21 protein-coding genes are annotated in these 26,690 nt (G+C 63.6%); 10 read left to right on the top strand and 11 right to left on the bottom strand.

Annotated elements, in window-relative coordinates; genetic code table 11:
* Nucleotides 1-16: 16 nt before the first annotated feature.
* Entirely contained in the window at nt 17-637 is a 621-nt protein-coding gene (locus H6955_02585) for an alpha/beta hydrolase (GenBank protein ID MCP5312414.1), read from the bottom strand.
* Nucleotides 638-972: 335 nt separating this feature from the next.
* Between H6955_02585 and H6955_02580 the strand changes: the two genes are divergently transcribed.
* The 9 genes from H6955_02580 (at nt 973) to H6955_02540 (ending at nt 10,020) form a co-directional block, all read left to right on the top strand.
* Nucleotides 973-1,539 (top strand): lipid-binding SYLF domain-containing protein, encoded by a 567-nt coding sequence (locus H6955_02580; protein ID MCP5312413.1) that lies wholly within the window; start codon nt 973-975, stop codon nt 1,537-1,539.
* On the top strand, nt 1,536-1,868 hold the full coding sequence (locus H6955_02575; protein MCP5312412.1) for a hypothetical protein: 333 nt from the start codon (nt 1,536-1,538) through the stop codon (nt 1,866-1,868). The genes H6955_02580 and H6955_02575 overlap by 4 nt, the downstream gene beginning before the upstream one ends.
* A gap of 118 nt (nt 1,869-1,986) precedes the next feature.
* Nucleotides 1,987-2,373: a hypothetical protein gene (locus tag H6955_02570; GenBank protein MCP5312411.1), complete on the top strand. Its 387-nt coding sequence runs from the start codon at nt 1,987-1,989 to the stop codon at nt 2,371-2,373.
* 81 nt (nt 2,374-2,454) lie between these two features.
* Entirely contained in the window at nt 2,455-2,949 is a 495-nt protein-coding gene (locus H6955_02565) for a DUF4124 domain-containing protein (GenBank protein MCP5312410.1), read from the top strand.
* Nucleotides 2,950-3,014: 65 nt separating this feature from the next.
* Nucleotides 3,015-4,478, top strand: coding sequence for a transglycosylase SLT domain-containing protein (locus tag H6955_02560; GenBank protein ID MCP5312409.1), 1,464 nt, complete (start codon nt 3,015-3,017; stop codon nt 4,476-4,478).
* A gap of 53 nt (nt 4,479-4,531) precedes the next feature.
* Nucleotides 4,532-5,797 (top strand): DUF2130 domain-containing protein, encoded by a 1,266-nt coding sequence (locus tag H6955_02555; GenBank protein ID MCP5312408.1) that lies wholly within the window; start codon nt 4,532-4,534, stop codon nt 5,795-5,797.
* 54 nt (nt 5,798-5,851) lie between these two features.
* Nucleotides 5,852-6,724 carry an alpha/beta hydrolase fold domain-containing protein gene (locus tag H6955_02550; protein ID MCP5312407.1) on the top strand — a complete coding sequence of 291 codons (873 nt, stop codon included), beginning with the start codon at nt 5,852-5,854 and terminating at the stop codon, nt 6,722-6,724.
* A gap of 205 nt (nt 6,725-6,929) precedes the next feature.
* Nucleotides 6,930-8,582 (top strand): methyl-accepting chemotaxis protein, encoded by a 1,653-nt coding sequence (locus H6955_02545; GenBank protein ID MCP5312406.1) that lies wholly within the window; start codon nt 6,930-6,932, stop codon nt 8,580-8,582.
* A gap of 562 nt (nt 8,583-9,144) precedes the next feature.
* Nucleotides 9,145-10,020, top strand: a complete 876-nt coding sequence (locus H6955_02540) for a GGDEF domain-containing protein (protein MCP5312405.1) — start codon at nt 9,145-9,147, stop codon at nt 10,018-10,020.
* A 43-nt stretch (nt 10,021-10,063) separates the two neighbouring features.
* On the opposite strand, the gene H6955_02535 is transcribed toward H6955_02540, so the two are convergent.
* The 7 genes from H6955_02535 to arsS form a co-directional block, all read right to left on the bottom strand.
* The gene (locus H6955_02535; GenBank protein MCP5312404.1) at nt 10,064-11,728 is read right to left on the bottom strand and encodes a diguanylate cyclase; all 1,665 of its coding nucleotides are present in this window, start codon (nt 11,726-11,728) and stop codon (nt 10,064-10,066) included.
* Nucleotides 11,729-11,988: 260 nt separating this feature from the next.
* Nucleotides 11,989-13,953, bottom strand: a complete 1,965-nt coding sequence (locus tag H6955_02530; GenBank protein ID MCP5312403.1) for a hypothetical protein — start codon at nt 13,951-13,953, stop codon at nt 11,989-11,991.
* Nucleotides 13,954-14,295: 342 nt separating this feature from the next.
* Nucleotides 14,296-14,709, bottom strand: coding sequence for a hypothetical protein (locus tag H6955_02525; GenBank protein MCP5312402.1), 414 nt, complete (start codon nt 14,707-14,709; stop codon nt 14,296-14,298).
* Nucleotides 14,706-14,936, bottom strand: coding sequence for an RND transporter (locus H6955_02520; GenBank protein ID MCP5312401.1), 231 nt, complete (start codon nt 14,934-14,936; stop codon nt 14,706-14,708). Before H6955_02520 ends, H6955_02525 begins: the two co-directional genes overlap by 4 nt.
* Nucleotides 14,909-15,607: a TIGR04282 family arsenosugar biosynthesis glycosyltransferase gene (locus H6955_02515; GenBank protein MCP5312400.1), complete on the bottom strand. Its 699-nt coding sequence runs from the start codon at nt 15,605-15,607 to the stop codon at nt 14,909-14,911. The genes H6955_02520 and H6955_02515 overlap by 28 nt, the downstream gene beginning before the upstream one ends.
* Nucleotides 15,604-16,299, bottom strand: a complete 696-nt coding sequence (locus H6955_02510; GenBank protein ID MCP5312399.1) for a TIGR04283 family arsenosugar biosynthesis glycosyltransferase — start codon at nt 16,297-16,299, stop codon at nt 15,604-15,606. The genes H6955_02515 and H6955_02510 overlap by 4 nt, the downstream gene beginning before the upstream one ends.
* Nucleotides 16,296-17,270, bottom strand: a complete 975-nt coding sequence (arsS, locus tag H6955_02505; protein MCP5312398.1) for an arsenosugar biosynthesis radical SAM protein ArsS — start codon at nt 17,268-17,270, stop codon at nt 16,296-16,298. The genes H6955_02510 and arsS overlap by 4 nt, the downstream gene beginning before the upstream one ends.
* A gap of 148 nt (nt 17,271-17,418) precedes the next feature.
* Here arsS and H6955_02500 point away from each other — a divergent pair, with 148 nt between their 5' ends.
* The gene (locus tag H6955_02500) at nt 17,419-22,263 is read left to right on the top strand and encodes an NAD-glutamate dehydrogenase (protein ID MCP5312397.1); all 4,845 of its coding nucleotides are present in this window, start codon (nt 17,419-17,421) and stop codon (nt 22,261-22,263) included.
* A gap of 72 nt (nt 22,264-22,335) precedes the next feature.
* Here the strand turns inward: H6955_02500 and H6955_02495 are convergent, their stop codons facing one another.
* From H6955_02495 to H6955_02485, 3 genes are all read right to left on the bottom strand, one after another.
* A complete protein-coding gene (locus H6955_02495) occupies nt 22,336-22,764 on the bottom strand; it encodes a universal stress protein (protein MCP5312396.1) in 429 nt (142 codons plus the stop codon).
* A 14-nt stretch (nt 22,765-22,778) separates the two neighbouring features.
* Nucleotides 22,779-25,421 (bottom strand): TRAP transporter permease, encoded by a 2,643-nt coding sequence (locus H6955_02490; GenBank protein MCP5312395.1) that lies wholly within the window; start codon nt 25,419-25,421, stop codon nt 22,779-22,781.
* A gap of 76 nt (nt 25,422-25,497) precedes the next feature.
* Entirely contained in the window at nt 25,498-26,469 is a 972-nt protein-coding gene (locus H6955_02485) for a TAXI family TRAP transporter solute-binding subunit (protein ID MCP5312394.1), read from the bottom strand.
* Nucleotides 26,470-26,690 lie beyond the last annotated feature (221 nt).

Below are 26,690 nucleotides of genomic sequence, written 5' to 3'. Positions count from 1 at the left end.
CGTACCGTCGAGACGGTCAGCGCCTGTCTGCAGAGATGCCGTGATCAAAGGCGCCGTTGGCGAGAAAATGGAGCGTCTGTGCAATGACGGTCGGTTCGCGCATGATGAACGTATGCGCACACGGCACGACCAGGAAGTCGCTCATCCCCGGTGCGCCGGCGCGTTCCACCGCGACCTTGCCGTCGTTCACGCCCGGGATGGCACGCGCCAGCCAGCGGTCGAACAGCGCGACGCGATTGCCGGTGATCACGCCCAGCGGATAGTCGACCGGCGGCAGTCGCAGCGGGATACTGTGCGCGTCGGTACCCAGTTGCTGCCCCGCCGGGCCGTTGTACCAGCGGTGCAAAGGCGAATGCATCAATGCGTCGGCTGCCTCGCTGCCGCGATTCGGAGGGCTCAACATCACCACACGGCCGAGTCCGGCCGGTTTGGTGCGCGCAAGGTAGTATCGCAGCACGATGCCACCCATCGAATGCGTCACGAAATGGATCGTCGCTGCACCACTGCGCCGACACTGCGCAATGCCGCGTTCGACGGCCGGTCGCGCGAGCTGTTCGATCGGCAGGCTACGCGACGGATAACCGATGTTTGCGGTGTGGAAGCCGGCCGCCCGCAGTGCCGCCTGCATGCGATGCATCGAATGACGGGTGCGAGCCAGCCCGTGCAGCAACACGACACAGGCGCAGGGTCGGGGCCTGTCCGTCGTACGGCCCCGGGAATCGACCCTGTCGGGGAGCCCGGGTATCGCGTTGCCGGCAGACGCGGCCGGCGCTGGGACCGTTTCGTCGCTGCACCACGCAAAGCGGGCTGACCGCACCTTGCATATCCTCCTCCGAGATCGATGTACGGATGATAGCGCGGCGAGGCGGATCCCTGCGGCGCGGTAGTCTGCCGAAAACAGGCGTAGTATGCGCTGCACGGGCGAGTCGACGGTTACGGCTCAGTCGAAAACACGAGAGGGGGTGGATGGCCATGAATCTGGGCAGAGGTTTCGGTTTGGTATTGGCGCTGTCGGTCCTGCCGGTGATGCAGGCGTTTGCGGATGAGTACGGCGATACCGTTGAGATTTTCCGCGGTGCGCTGGAGAGCAAGACGTTCTTCGACGATGCCTACGGTTATGCGGTGTTTCCGAACGTCGGCAAGGGCGCGGTCGGCATCGGGGCCGCGCGCGGCGAAGGCAGGGTCTATGCGCACGGTGAGTACGTGGGCGATGTCGTGATGACACAGCTGACCGTGGGATTCCAGCTCGGCGGACAGGCCTATCGTCAGATCATCTTCTTCCAGGACGAGCGCGCGTTTAGCGAGTTCACGTCCGGTGAATTCGAGTTCGGGGCCCAGGTCGGCGCAGTGGCCATCACCGCGGGCGCCCAGGCCGCCGCAACGACCGCCGGCAGCTCTTCGGGCGCAAGTGGCGGTCAACACGATGCGACGACCAGGGGTGAGTACAAGAAGGGAATGGCCGTGTTCACCGTCGCCAAAGGGGGGCTGATGTACGAGGCCAGCGTCGGTGGACAGAAGTTCAAGTACACCGCGCGATGAGCGTCGCGCGCGGTACGATCAAGGGGGCCGGTCCTGCTCGTCGCGGGCCGTCCTCGGTGGCTGGGGGGCCACGGATCGCGGCGGTCATCGGCTGGAGTCTGCTGTCGTTGTTCGCCGGAAGCGGGGCCTGGGCCGATGAACCCGCACGATCCATCATGTTCGAGCCCCAGGACGCGGAACGCCGCGATCTGACCACGCTACCGGCCGAACGCGAGGCCGATCGCGGTGAACGCTGTACGGCGCTGGCTCGCGAGTTGGAGGCACTGAAGGGCAAACCGCAACGGCGTTACGCCGTGTCGCAGCAGTTTGAGGCCGAATGCGGCCGCTGATGCATCCGTGCGGCGGTCTGTTACCCTAGGTGCCGTCCGGTCCGGCAACCGGCGCTGTGACCGCCGTGGTCGAACGAGAATGGACGGGTCATCTGCAGCACCTAATTGGGGGACGTCTATGTCTGTACTTCGTGCGCTGACCGTTGCGGTCGGCACCACCCTGTTGATCGCTACGATTTCGTCGGCATCGGCCGGCAATGTTTTCTTCATGAAGGATTCGCCGCTTGCGAATATGGGCGAGGGTGACCTCGAGGCGTTCCGCTCGGCGGCGCGTCGGGCGCTGGACGACGCCGGCGACGGCGAGGCGGTGCGTTGGGGGAATGCCACGAGCGGTGCCGGAGGGCTCTTGACGCCCCTGTCGACCAGTGAACGCGACGGCAGCGTGTGCCGGCGGCTGCGGATCCAGAATGCCGTCGGCGGCCAGTCCGCGAACAGCGAGTTCGATTTCTGCCGCCAGGCAGACGGTACCTGGAAAGTGCCTCCCAGCGATGCAAGCCGCAACTGATCCTCACGGGATCGTCCGGCTTCCGCTGCACCGGTCGTGCCCCGCGACGGCCGAATGAACCGGGGGAGATCGGAACGGGTGATGCGAGCTACGTTGCTGGCGATATTGATTGCGGCGTGTGCCGGCCTGCGGGCGGCTGGCGAACCTTCGCTGCCGGACGCCCAGGTGTGGGCGCAGGCCTACAAGTGGACCAATGCGGAAGGCAGGGTCATCTATTCGGACACGCCACCGCCGGACGGGCAGGCGGAGTCCATGTCTGTCGAACCCGCACCCGCTCCCGCCGAGGTCGAAAAGGCACGCAGCGCGGTCCGCAAGACCAACCGTGAATTGGAGACCCTGACCGACGGACACCAGGAGCGGAAAGCCACGCAGAAGGCCGCGATCGAGCGGCAGCGGCGCCGTGCCGCTGCCTGCGAAAAGGCCAAAGAACGCCTGGCACAGCTACAGGATCAGCCGCCCAACAGGCGACTGGTGATCGAGCCCGATGGCAGTGCGCGCCGGGTGAGCTGGGAGGAGATGCAGCGGTTGCTCGGCGAGGCACGCGCGTCGGTGGACACCGAATGTGCCGGTCAATGAAGCGAACCGGTGCACTCGCGCTGTGCTGATCGCTGCGGCCGGTACCGGAGGGGAGCTTGAAATCGATGTCAGCGAGAACCTGGATATTGCTTGCGGGATTGCTGTGGGCGATCAATGGGACGTCCGGCGCTGCCGGGCAACCGGAAGCGGATATCCGGGCACTGTCGACCTCGTTCAAGCCATGGACCGGGCAATTCGAGGACATGCTGCAGCGCCGCCTGATCCGCGTATTGGCGCCATTCAGCCGTAGCCTGTACTACAACGAACGCGGCCACGAACGCGGGCTCAGCGCGGAGACCGCACGCGACTTCGAACGGTACCTCAACCGCAAATACCGCAAAGACCTCGCACGACGCCCGGTCACCCTGCTGTTGATTCCGACCACGCGCGACAAACTGCTGCCGAATCTGGTGGCCGGTCTCGGCGATATCGCGATCGGCAATCTGACTGCGACCGAGGAACGTCTCGCGATGGTGGACTTCGCGGCTCCGGAAAACGGACTCAAGGTGAAGGAGCTGTTGTTGACCGGCCCGGGCGCACCCATGATCGAGTCGCTCGACGATCTGGCCGGAAAGACGGTGCATACGCGTCCCTCCTCGAGCTATCACGCGAGCCTGATCGCGTTGAGCGAGCGCCTGCAGGCTGCCGGTAAACCGGCGATCGATATCGTGGCGGTCCCTGACGCGCTCGAGGATGAGGACATGATGGAGATGCTCAATGCCGGTCTGCTGCAGGCGATCGTCGTCGATGACTGGAAAGCGAAGATCTGGGCGCAGATTCTGCCGGACATCAAGATTCACGAGCAGCTCGTACTACGTGATGCGGGTCTGATCGGCTGGGCGATGCGCAAGGACAGTCCCCGATTGAAGGCGGAGATTCTCGAATTTCACGAGAAGAAGCTGGTCAGCAAGGGCGTGACGCCCTATCGCATACAGAAGATGAAACGCGGCGTCGCCCGACTTGCAGATCCGACGGGAGAGGCCGAATGGAAGCGCTTCGAGGCAACCATCGAGCTGTTTCGGGAATACGGCGGACGCTACGGTTTCGATCCGCTGATGCTTGCGGCACAGGGTTATCAGGAGTCGCGCATCGATCAGACCAAGCGTAGCCCGGTGGGTGCGATCGGCATCATGCAGATCATGCCGGCGACCGCAAAGGAACTGGACGTTGGCGACATCAAGAAGGCCGAGGCCAACATCCATGCCGGGGCGAAATACATGCACCGCCTGATGACACGCTACTTCCAAGATGCCACGTTCAGCGGTGACAACCGCACGTTGTTTGCGTTCGCCGCGTACAACGCCGGACCCGGGAACCTGAGAAAGATGCGGCGGCTTGCGGCCGAGCGCGGTCTGGACCCCGACGTATGGTTCAACAACGTTGAGATCGTCACTGCCGAGAAACTGGGTCTGGAGCCCGTTACCTATGTACGTAACATCTACAAGTACTACGTGTCGTACAAGCTTACCGTCGAGGCCCATGAACGCCGGAAACGCGCGCGCGAATCGCTGTTGAGCGGTGGTGCCTGAGGGACACCGACTGGTCACGGGTGGTACCTGGGGGCGGTGTCAGAGGAATAAGGATGACCAAGAAGATCATCGTCGACGCATTCGACAGCGTCACCTGTCCGCACTGTGGGAAGGCGTTCGTGCTGCAGGATGCGATCGCACACCAGCTGATCGAGCGCTACGAGAACGAGTATGCGACACAGCTCGATGCCGAACGCCGTCAACTGCGTGAGACGCTTGCCGCGGATGCCGACCGCAATGCGGCGCGTCGGTTCGAGGATCAGGTGGCGGGCCTGCAGGAGCGGCTCAAGCAGGCCGATGCCGCACAGGCGGTAGTCAAGGCGCAGCTCGAGGCAGCGGCTCGCCGCGCGGTCGACGATGCGCGGCGCGAAGGCGAACAGCGGACCGAGGCGCTGCGTGCCGAACTGCTGGCGAAGGAGGAGAACCTGGCCCGGCTGCGGGAGGTCGAGCTGACGTTGCGCAAGCAGAAGACCGCGCTCGAAGAGCGCCAGAAGGAGCTGGATCTCGAGGTGCAACGTCAGGTCGATGCCGCCCGCCAGCGGATCGAGGAGAGCAACGCCGAGGCGTTCCGCCTCCGTGAAGCGGAGTGGCGCAAGAAAATCGACGACGCCCAGAAGGCCAACGAGGATCTTAAGCGCAAGCTGGAGCAGGGCTCGCAACAGCTGCAGGGTGAGGTGCTGGAGCTGGAACTCGAGGAGCTGCTGGGCAGCACCTTTCCATTCGACGGCATTGAGCCGGTACGTAAAGGGGTGCGCGGTGCCGACCTGATCCAGACGGTGCGTCTGAGATCGGGCACCGTCTGCGGTCGCATTGTCTGGGAGACCAAACGCGCCGAGCATTGGTCGAATGCCTGGATTGCGAAACTCAAGGACGACCAGCAGGCAGCGGGCGGTGAGCTCGCGGTGCTGGTGAGCACGGCATTTCCGGCCGGCATCGATGAACCGATGGCGATGTACGAAGGTGTCTGGCTGGTTCGCCCGGGTTTCGTCAGGGCGCTTGCAGAGGCGTTGCGTACGGTGTTGATCGAGTCTCAGCGCCAGAAGGTGATCGCCGTCGGCAGGGAGGAATCCATGGAGGCGTTGTACAACTACGTCACCAGCGCCCAGTTTGCGCAGAAGGTCCGCGCGGTCGTCGATGCCTACCAGCAGATGCGCGACGATCTGGAGAAGGAGAAGGCCGCGATGGCGCGGTTGTGGAAGAAGCGCGAGGCACAGCTCGAACGCATCACCACCAACATGCTCGGCATCTGCGGCGAATTGCAGGGCGTGTCGCAGGCGGCGTTGCCCCAACTGGACGACATCGGGCTGTTGCCCTCGTGAAGGCGGATGCGACGGTGTGTCGCTCCACCATGCCGATGACGGCGGTCTGTCGGTATGACGCGTGATCTGTTGGTGTTCGCCGTCGGGTTGGCGGTTGGCGTCCTGCTTACGTTCGCGGCACTGGTGGTCAAACGCATGGACCCGTTCGGTCCGCATCCGGACCGGTCCTTGGTGTACAGAACGGTGGACGGACACGCGTTACACCTGTTCGTATTCGATCCACGGGCACAGCGCGAGGATCGGCCGGCGCCGGCGCTGCTGCTGTTCCACGGCGGTGCATGGCAACACGGACACCCCCGGCAGTTTTTCCCTCAATGCCAAGAGCTGGCCCGCGCCGGCGTCACCTGTATCAGCGCCGAGTATCGTGTCAGCTCCCGACACGGCACCGATCCGCGCGCCGCGGTCCAGGATGCGCGCGCGGCATTCGCCTACCTGCGGCGCCATGCGGCTCAGATGGGCGTGGATCCGGAACGTATAGCCGTCGGTGGCGGTTCTGCAGGGGGGCATCTGGCCGCGACCCTGGGCATCCCGGTGCCGCTGCCCCCGGAGTCCGGTGTGGACGAGCCGACCTCACGTCCGGCCGCGCTCCTGCTGTTCAATCCCATGGTCGACCTGGCGCCGTGCCGCCCGGACCACCACCTCGTCGTGGATTTCTGGCAGGAGCTGTCGCCGATGCAGCAGATCGACGACCGGGTGCCGCCGACGTTGGTCATGCTCGGCAGTGACGACCCGGAACTTCCGGTCGCGAGCGCCCGGGCGTTCTGTGCGGCCATCGAGGCAAAGGGCGGACGGTGCGATCTCGCGGTCTACGAGGGCGCCCGGCACGGCTTTTTCAACGTCGGTGTAGAAGGCGGCCGGTATTTCCGCGCGACCACGGAACGGGTACTGGGTTTTCTTCGCGATCTGGACCTCGCCGACAGGTCCTGACCGGGAACCGGCCCCCCGCGACCGGGTGATCATGGTCTGGCACGCCGCGTTGTCGCCCCGGTCGCCGTCCGATGCGCCCAGATGCCAAGCTAAATAATTTCCCTAGCCAGCCGTTACATCCGGGTGTCCGTCCCGCGTGGCCATGGTCGCGTCTCGCCGACCGTCCGAAGGCTAGCGGTTTTCGTCGTCGCGTTGGAGTACCGAAATGAACCTGCTCAGTCACCTTTCAATCAAAATGCGCCTATCCATCCTCGTGGGTCTCGTCCTGATCCTGATGTTCGTGAGCGCGGGATTCGTACTCAACAGCCTGAGCCAGTCGAACGACAGCATCGAGACCCTGTACAAGCAGGGCATGGCACATACACAACGCATCGGCAAGATCATCGGCCTGTTGAACGAGGTGCATACCGAGCTGGTGCTGACGCTGCAGCACGATCCGGGCTCCGCGTTCGCCGCGATGCACGACCACCCGACTCAGGCGCATCTGGACAACGTCAACCGGGATCTGGCGAAGATCCACGAGAACTGGCAGGTATTTGCGACCAGTGAGCTGGAACCCGACGAACAGGTGCTGGCGAAACAGTTCGAGGCGGGCCTCGGCGAACTGGAGAACAGCGTCAAGGCGATCGCCGCCGAGATTGCGGTGGGCGAATTTCAGCGCGCCAATGCCGTCGTACTGGGCGGTCTGAAACAGGCGATGGGGGTCATGGATGGTACGGTAGACAAGCTGTTGATCGGCCAGATGGCGGAGGCGGCGGTGACCTTTGAACACGCCGAGGCGCGCTACAGCAGCTCGATGTTAACCGCTGCGACGATACTCGGTGTGGCACTGGTGGTCGGCGTGCTGCTGTCCGGGATCACGATCACCGGCATCGCTTCGGCGGTACGCGAGCTGGACAATGCCGCCACCCAGCTTGCCGCCGGGGATCTGCGTGCACGCGCAAACTACACCGGCCATGACGAGTTGCGTCACGTGGCCGACAGTTTCAATGCGGTCGCCGAAAGCTTCAAGGTCACGGTCTCGACCGTCAGTGAAGCGGTCGCGCGCGTAACCGTCGCGGCGAATCAATCGTCCAGCGTCTCAGGGCAGACGCTACAGGGCATCGAGTCGCAGCAGCAGGAGACCGAACAGGTCGCCACGGCGATGAACGAGATGAATGCCACGGTGCATGATGTCGCGCAGAATGCCAGCAGCGCCGCCGATGCCGCACGTGCGGCCGACGAGGCGGCAAACGAGGGACGCAATGTCGTGCAGACCACCGTGCAGGCGATCGACCGTCTGGCGTCCGAGGTCGAACAGGCGAATGGTGTGATCGGCAAGTTGAAGCAGGAGAGCGAGCAGATCGGCAGCGTGCTCGATGTCATTCGCAATATCGCCGAACAGACCAATCTGCTGGCGCTGAATGCCGCGATCGAAGCGGCACGCGCTGGCGAGCAGGGACGCGGTTTCGCGGTGGTCGCCGATGAGGTACGCACCCTGGCCAGCCGTACCCAGCAGTCGACCCAAGAGATCGACGAGATGATCAGCCGGCTGCAGTCGGGTGCCAATGATGCGGTCAAGGCGATGGATGTCGGGCGTACCCAGGCCAAGGCGGGGGTGGAGCAGGCCGCCGTCGCGGGACAGTCGCTGGATGCGATCACCGCTGCGGTCGATCGCATCACCGAGATGAACATGCAAATCGCCAGCGCGGTCGAGGAACAGAGTGCGGTCGCCGAGGAGATCAACCGCAATCTGCACAACATCAGCGAGGTCTCGACGCGGAATTTCCACGGCGCCGAAGAAAACGCCCAGGCTGCCAATGAGCTGGCGGCGCTTTCGAACGACCTGCAGGGACGCATAGCCCGCTTCAGATTCTGATACCGATCGGGATTTTCACGCCGGGCGGGGTTTCCGGCGTTCAGCCCGCGTCGTCGATCGGTTCTGCGGCGTGCATCGTTGCGTCGCTCGGGTGACGAAGATGGACAGGGGACGCTGCCTGGTGCATTTTGTGCCGGATAGGTTGCGGACCTTGCAGCCAATGCATCGGCCGCCGGCGAAACGCCAAGGCCGAGGAACTGGCATCGCTGGCCGTCGGATTCACTGGTAACAGACGGGCGGATAGGAATGGCTGGGCATCTGAATCTGTCGGGGCGGGACGCACCCGCTGACGCCGGTGGCTGATCTTCCCGGCAACATCAGTGGTTTGTTGAATGCGCAGCTGGAGCAGAGCTACCGACAGCTGCCGATCTCGCTCGCGGTGAATCTGGCCAATGGGGTGATCCTGGTGGCCGTGTTGTGGGGGGGCGTCGCGACATCGGTCCTGTTGTCCTGGTTGCTTCTTCTGGTGATCGTCGTTGCGCTGAGATACGGATCGCGAAGCGCGTTCGGTGCCGCGGCGGGCACACGACGTTTCGACCCGCCCATCTGGCGCCGCTACTTCGTGGCGGGCGGATGCGCGATGGGCATCGTGTGGGGAAGCGCCGGAGTCCTGTTGTTCGATCCGCAATCGTTTCCCAACCAGGTGTTCCTTGCATTCGTGATTGGTGGCATGGTGGCCGGCGCCATCCCGTTGTTGTCCGGGGTTGCCGGGGCCTTCCCCTGTTTTGCGCTGCCCGCCGTGGTACCGATCGGTGTGCGGATGCTCGCCGAAGGCGATCGGGTCCACCTCATCATGGGCCTGATGGTCGTGATCTTCGGTGCTGCGATGTTTGCCTCGGCGTTTCAGGTGCGGCGCGTGTTTCGCGACGCGGAGGACCTCCGGCAGCGCCTTACATCGACCATCGAAGCGGGTCATGCGCTCGAGCGCATGGTGCGGCGCGACACCTTGACGGGTATTGCGAACCGACGGCTGTTCGAGGAGAAACTCGCCGAGGAGTGGCGCAGGGCACGCCGCGATCGCGAGTCCCTGTCGGTGATCACGGCGGATATCGATCACTTCAAGCAGTTCAACGATCGCTACGGACACCCGGCAGGCGACCATTGTCTGACCGTCGTCGCGCAGGCGATGGCGCAGAGCCTCGCCCGGCCCGGCGACGTGGTTGCACGGATCGGCGGTGAGGAGTTCGCTTTCCTGTTGCCGCAGACCAGCCTGGAGGGAGCGATCGCCGTTGCCGAGCACATCCGCCAGAAGATCGTCGATCTGAATCTGCAACACGATGCCTCACCCGTCAGCCAATGGGTGACGGTGAGCTTCGGAGTCGCCTCGTCGGACCAGCGGTCGATCACCTCGCCGGCCGATCTGTTGCGTGCGTCCGATGTCGCGCTGTACGACGCCAAACGCGGCGGCCGCAACCGGACAGCGGCTTTTCGCGCCTGATACGGCGAAGGGCGGTGGCAGTCGCCGAACCGATCCGTCGCTGTCAGGCGGTGACTGCGACGATGCGGTCTCGGCCGAGCCGTTTGGCTTTCAACAACCCACGGTCGGCGGCGTCGAGCAGTTCCGCCAGGCTGGCCGTGTCACCGCCCAGTTCGGCGATCCCGAGGCTGATCGTGACCGCGAGCGCCCCGGCGCTGGTCTTGATCGGCATGCTGCCGACCAGTTCGCGCAGTCGTTCGGCTACCTGGCTGCCTTCCTCGACACCGGTGCTGGGTAACAGCACGGCGAACTCCTCGCCGCCGTAGCGCGCCAGCAGGTCCTCGTCGGACAGTCCGCGCCGGATACGCCGTGCGACGACCAGCAAGACCTCGTCACCGACCGCGTGGCCGTGCTGGTCGTTGATCGGCTTGAAGCAATCGATATCGATCATGATCGCCGACAACGGCTGTTCGGCGCGCGAGGCGGCACCGAATTTCTCGACCGCGATCTCGTCGAAGCTGCGCCGGTTGAGCAACCCGGTCAACGGGTCCTCGCGTGCCTGCTGCTGCAGCAGGTTGATCGGACGCGCGATGATCAGTACGAACAGCAAGACGGCGGTGATCGTCAACAGGCTCATCGCGACGCCGAGCACGATACTCTTCCGCTGTCCCTCGCGGATCGTGTGGGCCAGCTCGTCCTCCGGAGCGTAGACCCCCATCACCCAGTTTGCGTCCCCCTGGGAAAGAAGCGGGACGAAGATGCTCATGTAGCTTTCGCCGTCGAGCACGAACTCGTCGAAATGCGTGCGGTTCAACGTCGCCAGTTGCGGAAAACGCTCCAGCAACTGGCCGCCCGCGCTGGCCGTCGCCGGATCGAGTTCGCTGAGGTGTTTCAGGCGAAGCTTGCTGGCGGTGTCATTTTGTACCAGCGGTGTTGCACTGGGATGGGCGAGGACACCGCCGTTGCTGTGCACGATGAACGCTGCGCCTGAGCGGCCGACGCGCTGTGTGGTGAGGAACTCGGAAAGCGCGGACAGTTCGATGTCGGCCCCCATCACGCCGAGTAACTGACCGTCGGCACTGCGTACCGCCCGGGCGACGGTCAGTCCGGGTCTTTGGGAGGTGAAGAAGATGTACGGATCGGTCCATACGGCGGTGTGCGCACCGCGGGCCAGGGCGTACCAGGGACGGGCCCGCGGATCGTAGCTGTCCGATGGATCCGCGCGCCGCCCGACCTCGGTCAGATCGGCTGCCCGGGTGATGAAGGTGACCCGTGCATCACCAGTTTCGTCGGACCGGATCAGCTTGCTGAGAAATCCCGGAGACGCGCCGGCCGCGGTGCGTTTGCTGAACACGAAGTTGCCGTCGATGTCGCCATAGTAGATCGCGTCGAGCTGTGGGACCACGCGTAGTTGCTCGAGGAAATACCGTTCAAGCCGGGTCGGGGAACTCGCCGACAACAGGCCGGATTCGTACACGCCGACCGCCAGCGAGACGCTGTCCTCGGCCTGGCGCAGATAACCGACCGCGTTCTCGCGCGTCTCGTCGACCACGTTCTGCAGCAGTTCGTGGGTGTAATCGCGCAGCGCCTGATCGGTTGCATACCGTTGTGACGTGAGCACGACAACCACAGTAAAGGCCTCTACAGCGATCAACAGGCCCAGCAGGCTCAACAGTAGGCCGTTTCGGCCGGCGAATCGCTTGGAAGGGGATGCTTTCGGCTTCGCCATGGTATTCGTCGTTTCAGCGGTATGGTCGCTGCCGCGGTTTCTGTGGGGCCGTTATCCGGGGTCCTGAACGGCACGGCACCCGTTTGCGGACCTGGACCCGATCGGCCTGCGCATATCGTCCTGAACCATAGCAGACTCGTTGGCCCAGCGAGGCGGATGTCGCGCACGGGCGGGTCTGCGGCATGGCGTACCTTGTACTGCCGTGACCGGCGATGTCTGTCAGGCTCGTTGCGACGTCGATCTGCGGCCGCGCCGGTCGGTTACAGCACCAGTGCCGGGTGGGTGAAATCGATATTGCCCAGGGGGCGGTTGCCGCCCGGCGGTGCGTAATGCAGCAGCGTACCGAGCACGCCCGGTGGGACGTTGCCGACACGCTGTGTCAGCGCCGACACATCGATCCCCTGACGCACGAGATAGACCACGTAACTGTGCCACAGCGCCAACGCGTTGATGCTGCCCGGATCGGCGAGTTGCGCGGCACGTGCGGCCTGGGCGAGGCGCTGGTCGAGTTCGGCGACCGGCAACATCATCTGTGTGCCGTCCATCTCGCTCAGCACGGGTTCGAACCAGCGCCAGACAGTGGCGCTGATCGGGAGCGTGCGCTGACTGGCGCCGGTCACGTGCAGCTGTCCGGCTTCTCGCTCGAAGCTTGCCGAATGCAGCAGTGGCAACTCGTACGGGGAAACGCCGCACAGCAGCAGTGCGGCATATCCCGCGGTGGCGGCGTCGCTGACAGCGAGCAGCGATTTCACCTCACCACCGGCCAACTCGCGCGGCAGGACCGGCAGGTGCGGGGACGGGGCGGCGGCCGGAGGCGGGGGTGCATCGAACCCGATACGCTGATCCACGGTATGCCCGGCCAGCGCCGGCGACTGTTCGCCTCCGTAGATCCGTACCCCGAGATAGGGTGCCGGTTGCGCGGGTGGCGGCCGTTCGCTGAGATATTCGACCAGCCAGGTGACGAACAGGGCCAGCGCAAATGCACTGCCGAGCGCAATCGCAAGATCACGCTCGTAGTTCGGATAGATCGGGCGCGAAGGGATGCGTGCCCATTCGACGATCTGAATTGGGGGATACTTTTTCAGGTTGCCGACCTGGATCTTCGCCAGTCGCTCACGGTTGTTCGCGAGCAGCTTTTCGAGGCGCGCCAGATTTTCTTCGAGCGTCTTGAACTCCCGGAACTTCTCGGTGAAGTCCTGGACGCTCGCCTGCTGGTCGTTGAGCTTCTGCTCCAGCGCCGCCAGGGAGGTCTCGGCGGCGGTGACCGCCTGTTCCGCCTCGTCGCGCACCGTGGTCTTGGCCAGCGCGAGCGCGTGAGCCAGTTCACCTTCCATCTCGAGGATCTCATCCGGCAACGCCTTCAGGCGGGGATCACGGTCGATGTACGCCTGGGTATAGCGTTCATGCAGCTTGTTGAGACGCGTGCGCGAACGCTGCAGCGCCAGCTGCAGTTTCGCGATCTCGTTCTTCTGCTCGTTGGGGATCACGGTTTCGCCGTTGGCGATGGCCGTGTCGACTGCATCGCGGCGCGCCTGGGCATCGACCACGCGTTCGCGTGCCTTGGCAAGCGAGTTGTTCAGGCCCTTGAGGGCTGCGAGACTGCGGTTTTCGCCCCGTTCGAGGCTGACGATGTCGTTGGCCTCGCGGAAGGTTGCGAGTTCGGCGCGTGCCGTGTCGATTCGCTGCGTCAGCTGTGTCTGCTGGTCTTCCAACTCCGCGGTCGTGCGGCCGGTCGCGGCCTCGATCTCTTCAGCGCGGAACGTTTCGTAGGATTCGGCCCAGCGGTTCACGACGCGCTGCAGTTGTTCCGGAACCCTGCCGTCGGCACGCAGCTCGAGTAGATTGGTGTTCGGCACCGCGACCACCGCCAGCATGCTGCGCAGCTGATTGATCTCGGCGATCTCGGCGTCGCCCTCCTCCTCCAGATGCCGGGACAGCCGGCCCAGAAGGTCTTCGCCGAGCAGTAGTCGCCCCTGGATCGCGACGTGTTCGACGTCGGCCTCGGCGCTGCGCGAGTCGACGGCCTTGGGTTTGACCGTCAGTACCGAGGCGCTGGCGCGATATACCGGTTCACGTCCGTAGACGATCGCCAGGCCGACCGCGACGCCGAGCAGCAGGACGGTGAAGAACACCTTCCAGCGACGTCGACTCGTGGGTACGCCGGGTCCCGGCCGCTGTGGTGCATCCTGGACCAGCTCGATGCTGGGGAGTTGCGGCGTGTTCACCGGCGGGGTTCCTTCATGCAGTGCTCAGTTGTCGGAGGGTGAGGAGCGACGGCCGTCGTGTGTCGCAGTGTAGCGGCCCACGCATGCGCGCACAGCGGGGGGTGTGGGGCCTGCCGTGCGGCGTGCGCCGACCGCGCTCTGGAACATCGCCTTCCACATGGCGGAGCGGTCGGTATGAGCACATCGTGGAGATCATAATCCTTTTATTATCAGTATCTTATTTATGATGTTTGAGGTCAATTCAATACCAATCGGGATGCATTCGGCCCCTGTGTCGGGACAGAAGAATAAATAATTTAACAAACAATATGTTGTATTTATTTTTTGTTGTGAACTATTCGATTATTCCCCGGCCTTCCGGGCGCCACTCTGTGGCCGACCGTGGCTGCTCAGCCTATTGCAGCAATCGCCAATCAGGCGTTCCAGCGCGGCGAGGTCGCGACAGGCGCGAATCTGAGCGGCGCTGACGTGACAGCGTGGCTGGCCCTGTTCGATCGTCAATACCGCCGGTAGGGGCGTGCGATCATCGGGAAAGCGGGCCAGGAACTGGTCGCGATGCAGGAACTGGCAGTCACACGCCAATTGTTCTACGAAGCTGCGCCATGCGCGGCGTTCGCTGAGCAGGCCGTGGGTCAGCGCACACAAGGCACATTCGTAGGTCTGTGGCGAGAACAGCTTGTGCCCGATATCGGCAAGCGTGTTGAACAGGCCTGTGTCTGCGTTGTAGACGAACCACAGTTGTACCGGTGCCGTCACTGTGGGGCGCCGCGCTGTGCAAATTGTCGATACAGCTTGAGCGCGAGCAGTGCCCAGGGCGCGCCGTGCAGCAGCAGGTCGAACATATCGAGCGGGCGTGTCAGCTCACCTGCCGCGAGCATGGTGAGTTTCTGCCAGACATGCGGTTCCGGTACGAACGGTGCCAGCCCGAGGGTGAGGGCGGCAACCACGAACAGCATCAGCGGTTGTCGGTCGATCCATTGCATAGCGTGTCGCCTCGGAGAATGGCCAGGGGAGGATCAGCGGGCTCGGTAACGGGTTCATCCCCAAGGTCGGTGAAGTGTGCCAGATCGGACGGGCGGTCAAGATCCCGTAGGACAGTGAGTTCGGACCAGCGTAGCCGCTGGCCCCGCAGGCGCCGCCGAGTCTCGGCAAGTACCTGCTCGTCGCCCCAGTGGATACCCTCGAACAAGGCCGGTTGCGGCTGGCGCAGACCGATCAGCAGGTATCCGCCGTCGGCCGCCGGTCCTATGACGACATCGTCGCGAAGCAGCGCAGCAAATGCGGCTTCAATATGGCCGGGTGGCCATTCCGCGCAATCGCTACCGATCAGCACCACCGTCTCGGCGTGTCTCAACGCGTCGCAGAGCGCCATGTGCATGCGGGTGCCGAGATCGCCAGCCGGCTGCACGCGCAGCTGTACGTCGAGGGCCTGCGCCAGCGTACGCAGCCGGTCCTGTGGTTCCGCCTCGTCGAGCCACAGCTCGTAACCATCCGCACGTGTCGCCCGCGCATGGTTCAGCGTGCCGCACAGCAGCCGCCAGTACAGCGCAGCCGCGCCTTCGGCGCCGAGTGCCGGGATCAACCGGGTCTTGACCCGGCCCGGTTTCGGGTCACGACCGAATATCAACAGCCTGCGCCCTGTCATGGCGGTCATCGGTAGTGTCTCGCCAACGCCGTCGCCGGCGTGCCGAGGGCGAAGGCGAGCCGCAGGCGCCACATCAGCACGATCGTGCGCAGGATGCCGTGGGTCTCCCAACGACGACTGGAGGCAAGCAAGCGGGGCTGGCGGATGCAGTCCGGGCGCCGAACCCGTCGCAGCGCGGTGCTGAGCGCGATGTCTTCCATCAGCGGGATGTCCGGAAAGCCGCCGACCTGGTCGAAAAGTGCGCGGCTGACGAAGATCCCCTGGTCGCCAGTGGCGATGCCGCTGATGCGCGATCGCAGGTTCATCAGCGTCTCCACGATGCGCAGCAGCGTTGCTGCTCCCGAGAGCCGCACGTCGAAGCGTCCCCAGATCGGCCCCCGCGCACAGCCGTCGATGACCTGCTGTGCCGCCCCCGCCGGGATCCGGCAGTCGGCATGCAGAAACCACAGCACGTCCCCGCTCGCCGCACGTGCGCCGGCATTCATCTGCCGCGCGCGCCCGCGGTCAGAACGCAGAACCTTGTCGACGCCCGGCGCGGCGATCCGTGGGGTCGCATCCGAGCTGCCGCCGTCCACCAGAATCACCTCGTGCCCGGCATCACGCAAACCGGCCAGATCGTCCAACACGTCACCGATCGTCTGTCGTTCATCGAGCGCCGGAATGATCACCGACAGCCGCGGGGTCGCTCGTTGCCTGTTCATGCCTCACTGCTCAATGCGCCTCCGCAGCTCGATCCCTGACCGGCTGTACAGCCATAGCAGTGGTCGGCGACCCGGATCCTGCGCCCATCGAGTGCGAGACCGGGCAGGTCGCGCAGATGCAATGGTCGACCGCCGCCATCGAGCATGCCGATGTCCAGCATCTGGTTGAAGTCACAGTCGTACAGGTAGCCGCGCCAATCGACCGAGACCAGGTCGCGACACATCACCTGGTCGAGGTTGTCGGCGTTGTGCGCGTCTTTGAGCAGTCGAAGGTAGTCGTCGAACTGGCCATTGGACAGCAGTGTGCTGCCGAAACGCCGGATCGGCAGATTCGCGAGGGCCAGCAGGCGATTGAACCCTATGCCGTAAGTCTGCCCGAGGATTCGCCGATAGTCGTCTTCCAGCGCCGCCTGGGGCGGCGGCAGCACCGCATCCTGGGGGTTGTACACCAGGTCCAGGGTCAATGGTCCGCCGGGTTCGCCGTAACCCAATGCGTTGAGGCGCCGCAGGGCATCGATGCTGCGCTCGAACACACCTTTGCCGCGCTGACGGTCGACGTTGTGCTCGAGGTAGCAGGGCAGCGACGCGACTACCGCAACCCCATAGGCCGCCAGGAAATCGGCCAGGTCCTCTTGGCCGGGTTCGCTGAGGATCGTCAGATTACAGCGATCGATCGCCGGCACCCCGAGATCGGCGGCCTCGCGAACCAGGCGTCGGAATGCCGGGTGCAGCTCGGGTGCGCCGCCGGTCAGATCGAGGATCTGGAAACGCCCGCTGCGCAGGCTTTCGACCACCAGGTCTGCGGTTTCCTCGCTCATCCATTCGCTGCGCTGCGGTCCGGCGGCGACGTGGCAGTGCAGGCACTGCTGATTGCAGCGGTACCCAATATTGACCTGCAGCGTGGCTGCGGGACGCGCGCGGCGCAATGCCGGGAAGTCGGACGGCAACAGTCTGTCGAGGGTCTCGAGCATGGCGGTCTCGGTCGTCAAGGCTGCCATCCTAACCCCGCTGCGCCATATTGCGGGAGTCCCGAGGCCGTGTGTGCGCACAGATCCCGGGGTCGGACAGCCGCGGTTTGGCTACGCTTAAGTGAGGTCTCTACACAGGTTCGGGGTATATATGGCGAAGGCGGATGGCAGGCGCCTGATACGCACACTGGGCAAGTTGCTGGCGACCCAGCCTCCGGAGGGTACGCAGCCGTTCGAGGCGGAACAGATCGAGCGTCTCCTGCAGATCTACTTTCGCCATATTGCACCGGGTGACCTCGCGGAGCACGACCCTCAGGATCTGCTCGGGGCGCTGATCTCGCAATGGCGCCTGATGCAGCGTCGCCGGCCGGACGAGGCGATCGTCAGGGTGTACAACCCCGACCAGGAAGAAAATGGTTGGCGCAGTGACGACACGATCGTCGAGATCGTGGCACCGGACATGCCGTTTCTGGTCGATTCGGTTTCGGCGGCGCTGAACCGGCGGCATCTGACGATTCATCTCACCATCCATCCCGTGTTCGGCGTCAGCCGCGACAGCAGCGGACATCTCAATGCGGTGTACGACGTCAATGCCGCCGACGAGATGAGTACTGCCGAGGCGGTCATCCAGATGCATCTGGACCGGCAGCCGCAGGAGATGTTGGGCGAGCTGCAGACGCTGGTCTCGCAGGTCATCGGTGACGTCACCCGGGCGACCTCCGATTGGCTGAAGATGCGTCGCCTTGCGGAGCAGTTGCAGTGCGAACTCGAATCGCCACGAGACGCCGTGTCGCCGGAAGAGCTGGACGAGGCGCGCGCATTCCTCAACTGGATGATCAACGACCACTTCCTGTTCATCGCGGCCTGTACTTTCGACGCGACCGATGACCAGGGGCCGCAGCACCTGACGCTCGTCGACGGGTCCGGCTTGGGCGTGCTGCGCGTCGGGGACGGAGCGCGCGACCTTGCCGGCCAGTGGATATCGGGTCTCGCGGTCGACCTGTCGGCGTCCGTCGAGGAGTTGATCGTCACCAAGGCCAACGCACGTTCGACGGTGCACCGTCCGGCGTACATGGACTGTGTCGCGATCAAGCGGCGAGATGCTCAGGGTGAGGTGATCGGTCTGCACTGCCTGATCGGGCTGTTCTCGTCGGCTGCTTACAACACGCCGCCGCGACAGATACCGATCCTGCGTCAAAAGGTCGAGAGGGTGTTCAGCGGCGCCCAGGTCGCACCCAAAAGCCACTCGGGTCGGGTGATCGCGAACATCCTGGATAACTTTCCGCGCGACACGCTGTTCCAGATAGGCGCATCCGATCTGCTGGAAACGACGCTCGGCGTCCTCAGCCTGCAGGAACGTCAACGTACCCGTCTGTTCATGGTGCGCGAGCCGTTCGGCCGATTTTATACCTGCCTGGTGTATCTGCCGCGCGAGCGCTACAGCCGCGAGGTGCGGATCGCGATCCAGTCGATCCTGGTCGAGGCGCTCGGAGGGACCGATGTGGTGTTCGAGACGCAGTTCTCGGAGTCGATTCTGGCACGTGTCCACTTTGTCGTGCGCATACCGCCCGGCAGCGAGCCCGAGTTCGACCTCGAAGAGCTCGAAACGCGGGTGGTTGAGGTATCGACGACCTGGCAGGACGGACTGCGGACGGCGTTGTTCGGGCAGGTGGACGAGACCTTGGCGGCACGCTATCTGCGCGACTACGCACAGGCGTTCCCGGGCGGCTACCGCGAGGATTTTCATCCGCGCATAGCGGTCAGCGACATCCAACGAATCGAACAGGCACGCGCCACCGGCAGGATCGAGCTGCATCTCTACCATCCGGCGACAGAAAGCGTCGAGCAACTGCACGTGCGCATCTATGCGCTCGAAGACCCGCTCTCGCTGTCGCAGGTGATCCCGATCCTCGAACACATGGGATTGAGTGTCTACGGTGAGCGTCCCTACCGCGTTCGGCATCCGGCCGGTGCGGTTTGGATCCACGATTTTGCCACCCGTAACGCGACCGGCAACGAGGAGGTCTCGGACGATGTCCGAAAGTTGTTCGTGGACACATTCCACCGCGTGTGGGAAGGCGATGTCGACAATGACGGTTTCAACGGACTGGTGTTGCGCGCCGGCCTTTCCTGGAGGGAGGCGCTGTTGTTTCGCGCATACAGCCGCTATCAGCATCAGATCAAGGTGCCATACACCCAGGCCTATTCGGTCGCCGTCCTGAACCGGCATCCGCAGGTGGTGCAGTTGTTGTTTCGGTTGTTCCAATTGCGTTTCTCCCCCGGCGCCGGTTCGACCGCCAGCGAAGAGGAAGCCGCCGTCAAACAGTTCGAGTCGCTCCTGGAGCAGGTGAGCAGCCTCGACGAGGACCGCATCCTGCGCAGCTTCCTGAATCTGATCCGCTCGACCCTGCGCACCAATTTCTACCGGCAGTGGGATGGTGCGGCAGGCAGACCCTACCTTTCGTTGAAGATCGATCCACGGCATGTCGACGGCATGCCGCTACCGATGCCGATGTACGAAGTGTTCGTGTTCGCGGCGCACATGGAGGGGGTCCACTTGCGCGGTGGTCCGGTGGCGCGCGGTGGTCTGCGCTGGTCCGATCGGATGGAGGACTATCGCACCGAGGTGCTCGGGCTGATGAAGGCCCAGATGGTCAAGAACGCCGTGATCGTGCCGGTCGGTTCGAAAGGCGGCTTCGTGGTCAAGAACGCGCTCGCCTCGGATGACCGGGAGCAACGCATGCAGAAGGGGATCACGGCCTATCGTACCCTGCTGCGCGGCATGCTCGACCTGACGGACAACCTGGTCGGGCGGGAGTTGGTCCCGCCACCGGACGTGAAGCGATGCGACGGCGACGACCCCTACCTGGTGGTGGCGGCCGACAAAGGCACGGCAACATTCTCGGATATCGCCAACCAGGTCGCTGCCGAATACGGATTCTGGTTGGGTGACGCGTTTGCCTCCGGAGGGTCGGCCGGTTACGACCACAAGGCGATGGGGATCACCGCGCGCGGCGCCTGGGAATCGGTAAAACGCAGTTTCCGCGAACTCGGTCTCGATACCCAGGCGACGCCGTTCAGTGTGATCGGTATCGGCGACATGTCGGGTGACGTATTCGGCAACGGCATGCTGCTCTCCCCGCACATCAGGCTGGTCGGCGCGTTCAATCACCTCCACATCTTTCTCGATCCCGATCCCGATCCGGCGACTTCGTTCGCAGAACGCAGTCGGCTGTTCGGGCTTCCGCGCTCGGCATGGTCGGACTACGATCGCAGCCTCATTTCGGCCGGCGGCGGCGTGTATGCGCGCGACGCCAAATCGGTGCCGATCACATCCGAAGTACAGCGGCTGCTCGGCGTGAAGGCCACGCGACTGCCACCGAACGAATTGATCCGGGCGATGCTCAGATCACCGGTCGATCTGCTGTGGAACGGTGGTATCGGTACCTATGTGAAGGCCACCACCGAGAGCCACGAACAGGCGCGCGACAAGGCCAACGACGCAGTACGTGTCGACGCACCAGAACTGCGGTGCCGGGTGGTCGGCGAGGGCGGCAATCTTGGCTTCACGCAGCTCGCCCGGGTCGAGTTCGCATTGCAGGGCGGACAGGTCTACACCGACGCGATCGACAATTCCGGGGGCGTCGACTGTTCCGACCACGAGGTCAATATCAAGATCCTGCTCGACAAGATCGTCACCGACGGCGACCTGACCAGCAAACAGCGCAACCAGCTATTGGTCGATATGACCGACGAGGTCGCCGGCCTGGTACTCGCCGACAACTATGCACAGACGCAGATCATCAGCATCGTGAACGCCGGTGGCGTACAGCGCATGTACGAGCAGGCGCGGTTCATGGATCTGCTGGAGCAAAAAGGCGGTTTCAATCGTCAACTAGAGGGACTGCCGGACAAAAAGGCGCTGACCGAACGGCTCGCGCTGGGTCAGGGTCTGAGCAAACCCGAGATCGCGGTGTTGCTTGCCTACAGTAAGATGAATTACTTCGAGGCGGTGGTCGAATCGGACATTCCCGACGACCCTTTCGTGCTAGACCGCCTGATCGGCTATTTCCCGAAGCGGCTGGGTGAGCAGTTCGCCGGCGAGATTGCCGAACATCGTCTGCGGCGGGAGATCGTCGCGACCGCGGTCGCCGGCAGCCTCGTCGATCATGTAGGTCCCGGGATTGGATTCCGCGTGCGAGAAGAGGTCGGTACCGATATTGCCGGCGTGGTACGCGCCTACCTGATTGCCTGCGCAATCTTCGACACGGACAGCCTGTGGCGCCGGGTTGAGGAACTCGACAACCAGGTATCGGCCGCGGTGCAGATCGAAATGCTCGCGAACATCGGCGAGTTCCTGGAACAGGTGCTGACCTCGGTACTCAGATCGTTCAAGGCCTGTCTCGACATGCAGGCATTGACCGAGCGGTTTCGGGCCGGTGCCACGGAACTCTGGGATGCCATGCCCAGGCCGCTGGCAGCGCAGGACAAGGCGGAATTCGAACGCCGGGTTCGCCGCCTGACGCGCGCCGGTGTGCCGCGGGAACTGGCGCAGAGCGTCTCTAACCTGGTGCCGATGGCCTCGGCGCTGGACATTGTCGCGGTTGCACATGCCACCCAGACGGACATAGCCGCCGCTGCCTGGGTACATTCAGCGCTGAACCACACCCTGGAACTGGAGTGGATTGCGAGGCAGATCACCGCGCTTTCGGTGCAGACCCACTGGCACCTGCTGGCGCGAACCAAGCTGCAGGCAGCGCTCAACCGGCATCACCGCGACCTCACCGCCGAAGTGCTGCGTTCGCGCAAGCGGGAACGGAGTCCGCGCGGCATCCTGGAACACTGGACGTACGAAAACCACGCGATGCTCGAGCGTCACGAGCAGATCATCGGCGAGTTCAAAGCGGGGAATGTGTTCGATTTCGCAGTGCTGTCGCTGGTCGTGGCCGGTGTCGGTGAGTTGCTGCCGGCATCCGGAGACGTCCACGCAGGCTGAGCGGCCGGCGGTATTCCTGGGCCGCTTGCGCCCCTCTGCGTCCGGGTCTTGCCGGCGGGTCCCCGTGGGTACTCAGTTTTTCACCACGAGCACCGAGCAACGCGCGTGGTCGACCACGTGCGAACTGTTCGAACCGAGAAACATCTTGCTGATGTCGGTCTTGCGTGCCGGCATCACGACCAGGTCGATGCTATGTTCCTTCACGTGGCGAACGATGACCTTGCGCGGGCTGCCTTCACCCACCGCGCAGTACACCTTGGTTGGATTTTTGAACCTTTGGTCGACGAATTTGCGCAGTTCGCCGCAGATCTCATCGTGCGCCTTTTTTATCGCGTCTTCCGGAAAGTAGCTCGCAACCATCGCGTTGCTGAAGTCGGGGATAACGGTGAGCGCCGTGAGCTGGGCGCCGTAGTGGGCGGCAAGGTCTTCGGCAACGGCGATCGCCCGCCCACTCAATTCGGTCTCTTCGAGGTCGATCGGGACGAGGATCTGTTTGAACATTGATTGCCTCCGGATCAGGCGGTTTGTGGGGCGGTCAGGGGCGGTTCCCTGCGCCGCCGCTGCAACCAGGCGACCAGGGCGAGCAGTGCCAACGCCGGGATGAACATCAGGTGCTTTGGCGGCCGGTCGGCCTCCGTCTGAAGCCTGACGATCTGCCAGTCGAAATCCAGTCCGACCTGTTCGGCTTCGCTGCCGAATACGATGTTGTCGGCAAACACCTTGTCGTCTTCGATGCGCACCTCGAGACCGGCAGCGCGCAGGCGCTCCTCGCCATCTCCGGCGTCCCCGAGTGGCAGCAGCACGAGCTTCTGCACGAACTTGCCGTCGAGTGTCTCGCCCTGGACCTCCATCGCCAGCTTACCGTTTGCCGGGACCTTGCCGGCACGCTGCACGATCTCGGTGGCGGCGACGGATTCGGTCGGCGGGAAGATTTCGTCCCACCAGAATCCCGGGCGGAACAGCGTGAACGCGACCAGCAGCAGCGCCAGCGACTCCCACAGGCGGCTGCGCACCAGCCAGTAGCCCTGCGTCGCGGCGGCAAACAGCAGCATTGCCACTGTGGCCCCGACAATCACCACGATCAACTCGAACCAGTTCGCGATGCCGATCAGCAACAGTTCGGTGTTGAAAATGAACAGGAACGGCAGAATTGCAGTGCGGATGTCGTACATGAAACCCTGTATGCCGGTCTTGATCGGGTCGCTCTTGGCGATCGCCGCGGCCGCGAATGCCGCGAGTCCGACCGGTGGGGTATCGTCCGCGAGTATGCCGAAATAGAACACGAACATGTGCACCGCGATCAGGGGCACGATCAGCCCGTTGCTGGCCGCCAGTGAAACGACCACCGGCGCCATCAGACTCGAAACCACGATGTAGTTCGCGGTCGTCGGCAATCCCATGCCGAGCACGATGCAGATGGCCGCGGTGAAGATCAGTGCGGCCATCAGGTTGCCGCCGGAGATGAACTCGACGAATTCGATCATCACCTGGCCGATACCGGTCAGCGTGATGGTGCCGACGATGATCCCGGCTGCGGCGGTAGCGACACCGATACCGATCATGTTGCGTGCGCCGTGGCCGAGGCCGTCGACGCACTCGGTCCAGCCGCGCCGCAACTGCCCGGCGCTGTCCAGTCCGCGGAAGAATGCCAGCAACGGTCGCTGGGTCAACACGATGAAGATCATCAGCACGGTCGCCCAGAATGCCGACAGGCCAGGCGAGAAACGCTCGACGATCAGACACCACATCAGCACGACGATCGGCAACAGGAAATACAGGCCGGCCTTCACGGTCGGGCCGGTCTCCGGAAGCTCGATGACCGGGTCATTCGGATCGTCCATCTCCAGTTCAGGGTAGCGGGTCGCGTACCAGAGCAATCCGATGTAGGCGACCCCGATCAGCACGGCGACGATGTAGATTGCCGCACCGCCCGCGACGTCCTTGATCCAGCCGATTCCGTAGTACACCCCGAGACCGATCACGCAGATGCCGACGACGACCATCGCGAAGGTCATCAGCTTTTGCGCCAGCGTGGTGTTGTGGCGCTTTGGCAGCCCCTGCATGTTGGCCTTCAACGCCTCGAGATGGACGATGTAAACCAGTGCGATGTACGAGATCACCGCAGGCAGGATTGCGTGTTTGATCACCTCGAGATACGAGATACCGACGTACTCGATCATCAGAAACGCGGCGGCGCCCATGACCGGCGGGGTCAGTTGTCCGTTGGTGGAGCCGGCGACTTCGACGGCACCTGCCTTGGTGCCCGGAAAGCCAACGCGTTTCATCAGCGGAATCGTGAAGGTCCCGGTGGTTGCCACGTTGGCGATCGACGAGCCCGAAATCAGGCCGGTCGTTGCCGAGGCGACGATGGCGGCTTTCGCCGGACCGCCCTTCATGTGCCCGAGGAGCGCAAAGGCGACCTTGATGAAGTAGTTGCCGGCACCTGCCTGCTCGAGCAACGCGCCGAACAGGACGAAGAGGAACACGAAGCTGGTCGATACCCCGAGCGCAATACCGAAGACGCCTTCGGTGGTCAGCCACTGGTGCGACATCACCTTGTGCAGACTCTGTCCTTTGTGCGCGATGACATCCGGCATGTAGGGGCCACCGAAGGTGTACGCGAGAAAGACGATCGCGACAATCATCAGTGGCGGGCCGAGAGCACGGCGCGTGGCCTCGAGCAGCAGCAGCATGCCGATCACCGCGACTACCAGGTCGTAGGTCGTCGGGGCCCCGGAACGGCTGGCCAGCTCAGAGTAGAACAAAAAAATGTAGGCGGCACTGAATGCGCCGAGCGCCGCGAAAATCCAATCCTGAATCGGTATATGGTCGCGCGGCGAACGTTTGAACGCCGGATAGGCGGTGAATGCGAGAAAGATCGCGAACGCCAGATGGATCGAACGTGCCTCGGTGTTGTTGAAAACCCCGAAGCCCAGCAGAAACGGTAGTGGCGACGCGTACCACAGCTGGAACAGCGACCACGCCACCGGGACACCGAACAGGACTTTGCCGGGTATGCCGTGAGGGTGTCGTGCACCGGTGTCGACCTGGGCAACCAGATCCTCGGCGCTGACGGTCTCGGCATTCTTGTTTTGTTCGGTCACTGCTCCCTCCCGGCGCGTACCCGGACGCGCGTATGCACAACGCGCCCCGGCCATGGGAAACGCCGGCCGGGACTTGGGGATCAGGGCCACCGCCGGCCGCCAGGGGCCGGCCGGCGGTGGCCACCGGTGCCTACATCAGGCCGGCTTCCTTGTAGTACTTGGCCGCGCCATCGTGCAGCGGAGCCGAGAGACCGTCCTTGACCATCTCTTCCTTCTTGAGGTTGGCGAACGCCGGATGCAGCTTGCGGAAGTCATCGAAGTTCTCGAATACCGCTTTGACCACTTGATAAACGGTGTCGCCCGGGGTGTTGGTGGACGAGACGAAGGTCGCGCCGACGCCGAAGGTCGGTACGTCCTGGTCGGTGCCGCTGTACATGCCACCCGGGATCACCGCTTTGCGGTAATAGGGGTTGTCGGCGACCAGTTTGTCGATCACCGGGCCGTCGACCGGTACCAGCACGGTGTCACACGAGGTGGTGGCTTCCTTGATCGAGCCGTTCGGATGTCCAACGACGTAGACCATGGCGTCGATCTTGTTGTCGCACAGCGCCTGCGATTGCTCTGCCGCCTTCAGTTCTGAGACGAGGGTGAAGTCATCGTTGGTCCAGCCCTTCGAGTTCATGACCACTTCCATGGTGCCACGCTGGCCCGAACCGGGATTTCCGATGTTCACCCGCTTGCCTTTCAGGTCATCGAACGTCTTGATGCCGGAGTCCTTGCGTGCGACCACGGTGAACGGCTCGGCATGCACCGAGAACACGGCACGCAGGTCCTTGTTGGGGCCCTGTTCGGCGAACTTGTCGGTACCGTGGTAAGCGTGATATTGCCAGTCGGACTGCGCGACGCCCATATCGAGCTCACCGGCGCGAATCGTGTTGAGGTTGTATACGGAGCCGCCGGTCGATTCCACGGAGCAACGGATGCCATGTTCCTTTCGCCCTTTGTTCACCAGGCGACAGATGGCGCCACCGGTCGGGTAATAGACTCCGGTCACGCCGCCCGTACCAATCGTGATAAAGGAATTGGCGATAGCAGCCGATGTGCTACCGAGTCCGAGTGTTGCCACCAGTGCGGCACCGAAGAGAGTGTGTCTTGCGAGCATGAATGCTTCCTCCTGGGTTCCGATCTTTCCGAAGATCGATGGGTGATCTTGTTGTTGTTCAGTTTTGTCCTAAAGGGCACGTTTCGCCGCTTACGAGGTTACGACGACTTCATGTCCGGTGACCAGCCTGTGACAAACTGTTCGTGAACGAACGGCTTGGGTGGTCTGCAATATCGTGGGATTCTAGACCTGATCACGCTCGTTCGCAGCTTTTCCACCCA

The organism is Chromatiaceae bacterium (genome assembly GCA_024235395.1).
In the GTDB taxonomy this organism is placed as follows: domain Bacteria; phylum Pseudomonadota; class Gammaproteobacteria; order Chromatiales; family Chromatiaceae; genus Thiosocius.
This window is presented reverse-complemented; position numbering and strand designations above follow the sequence as displayed.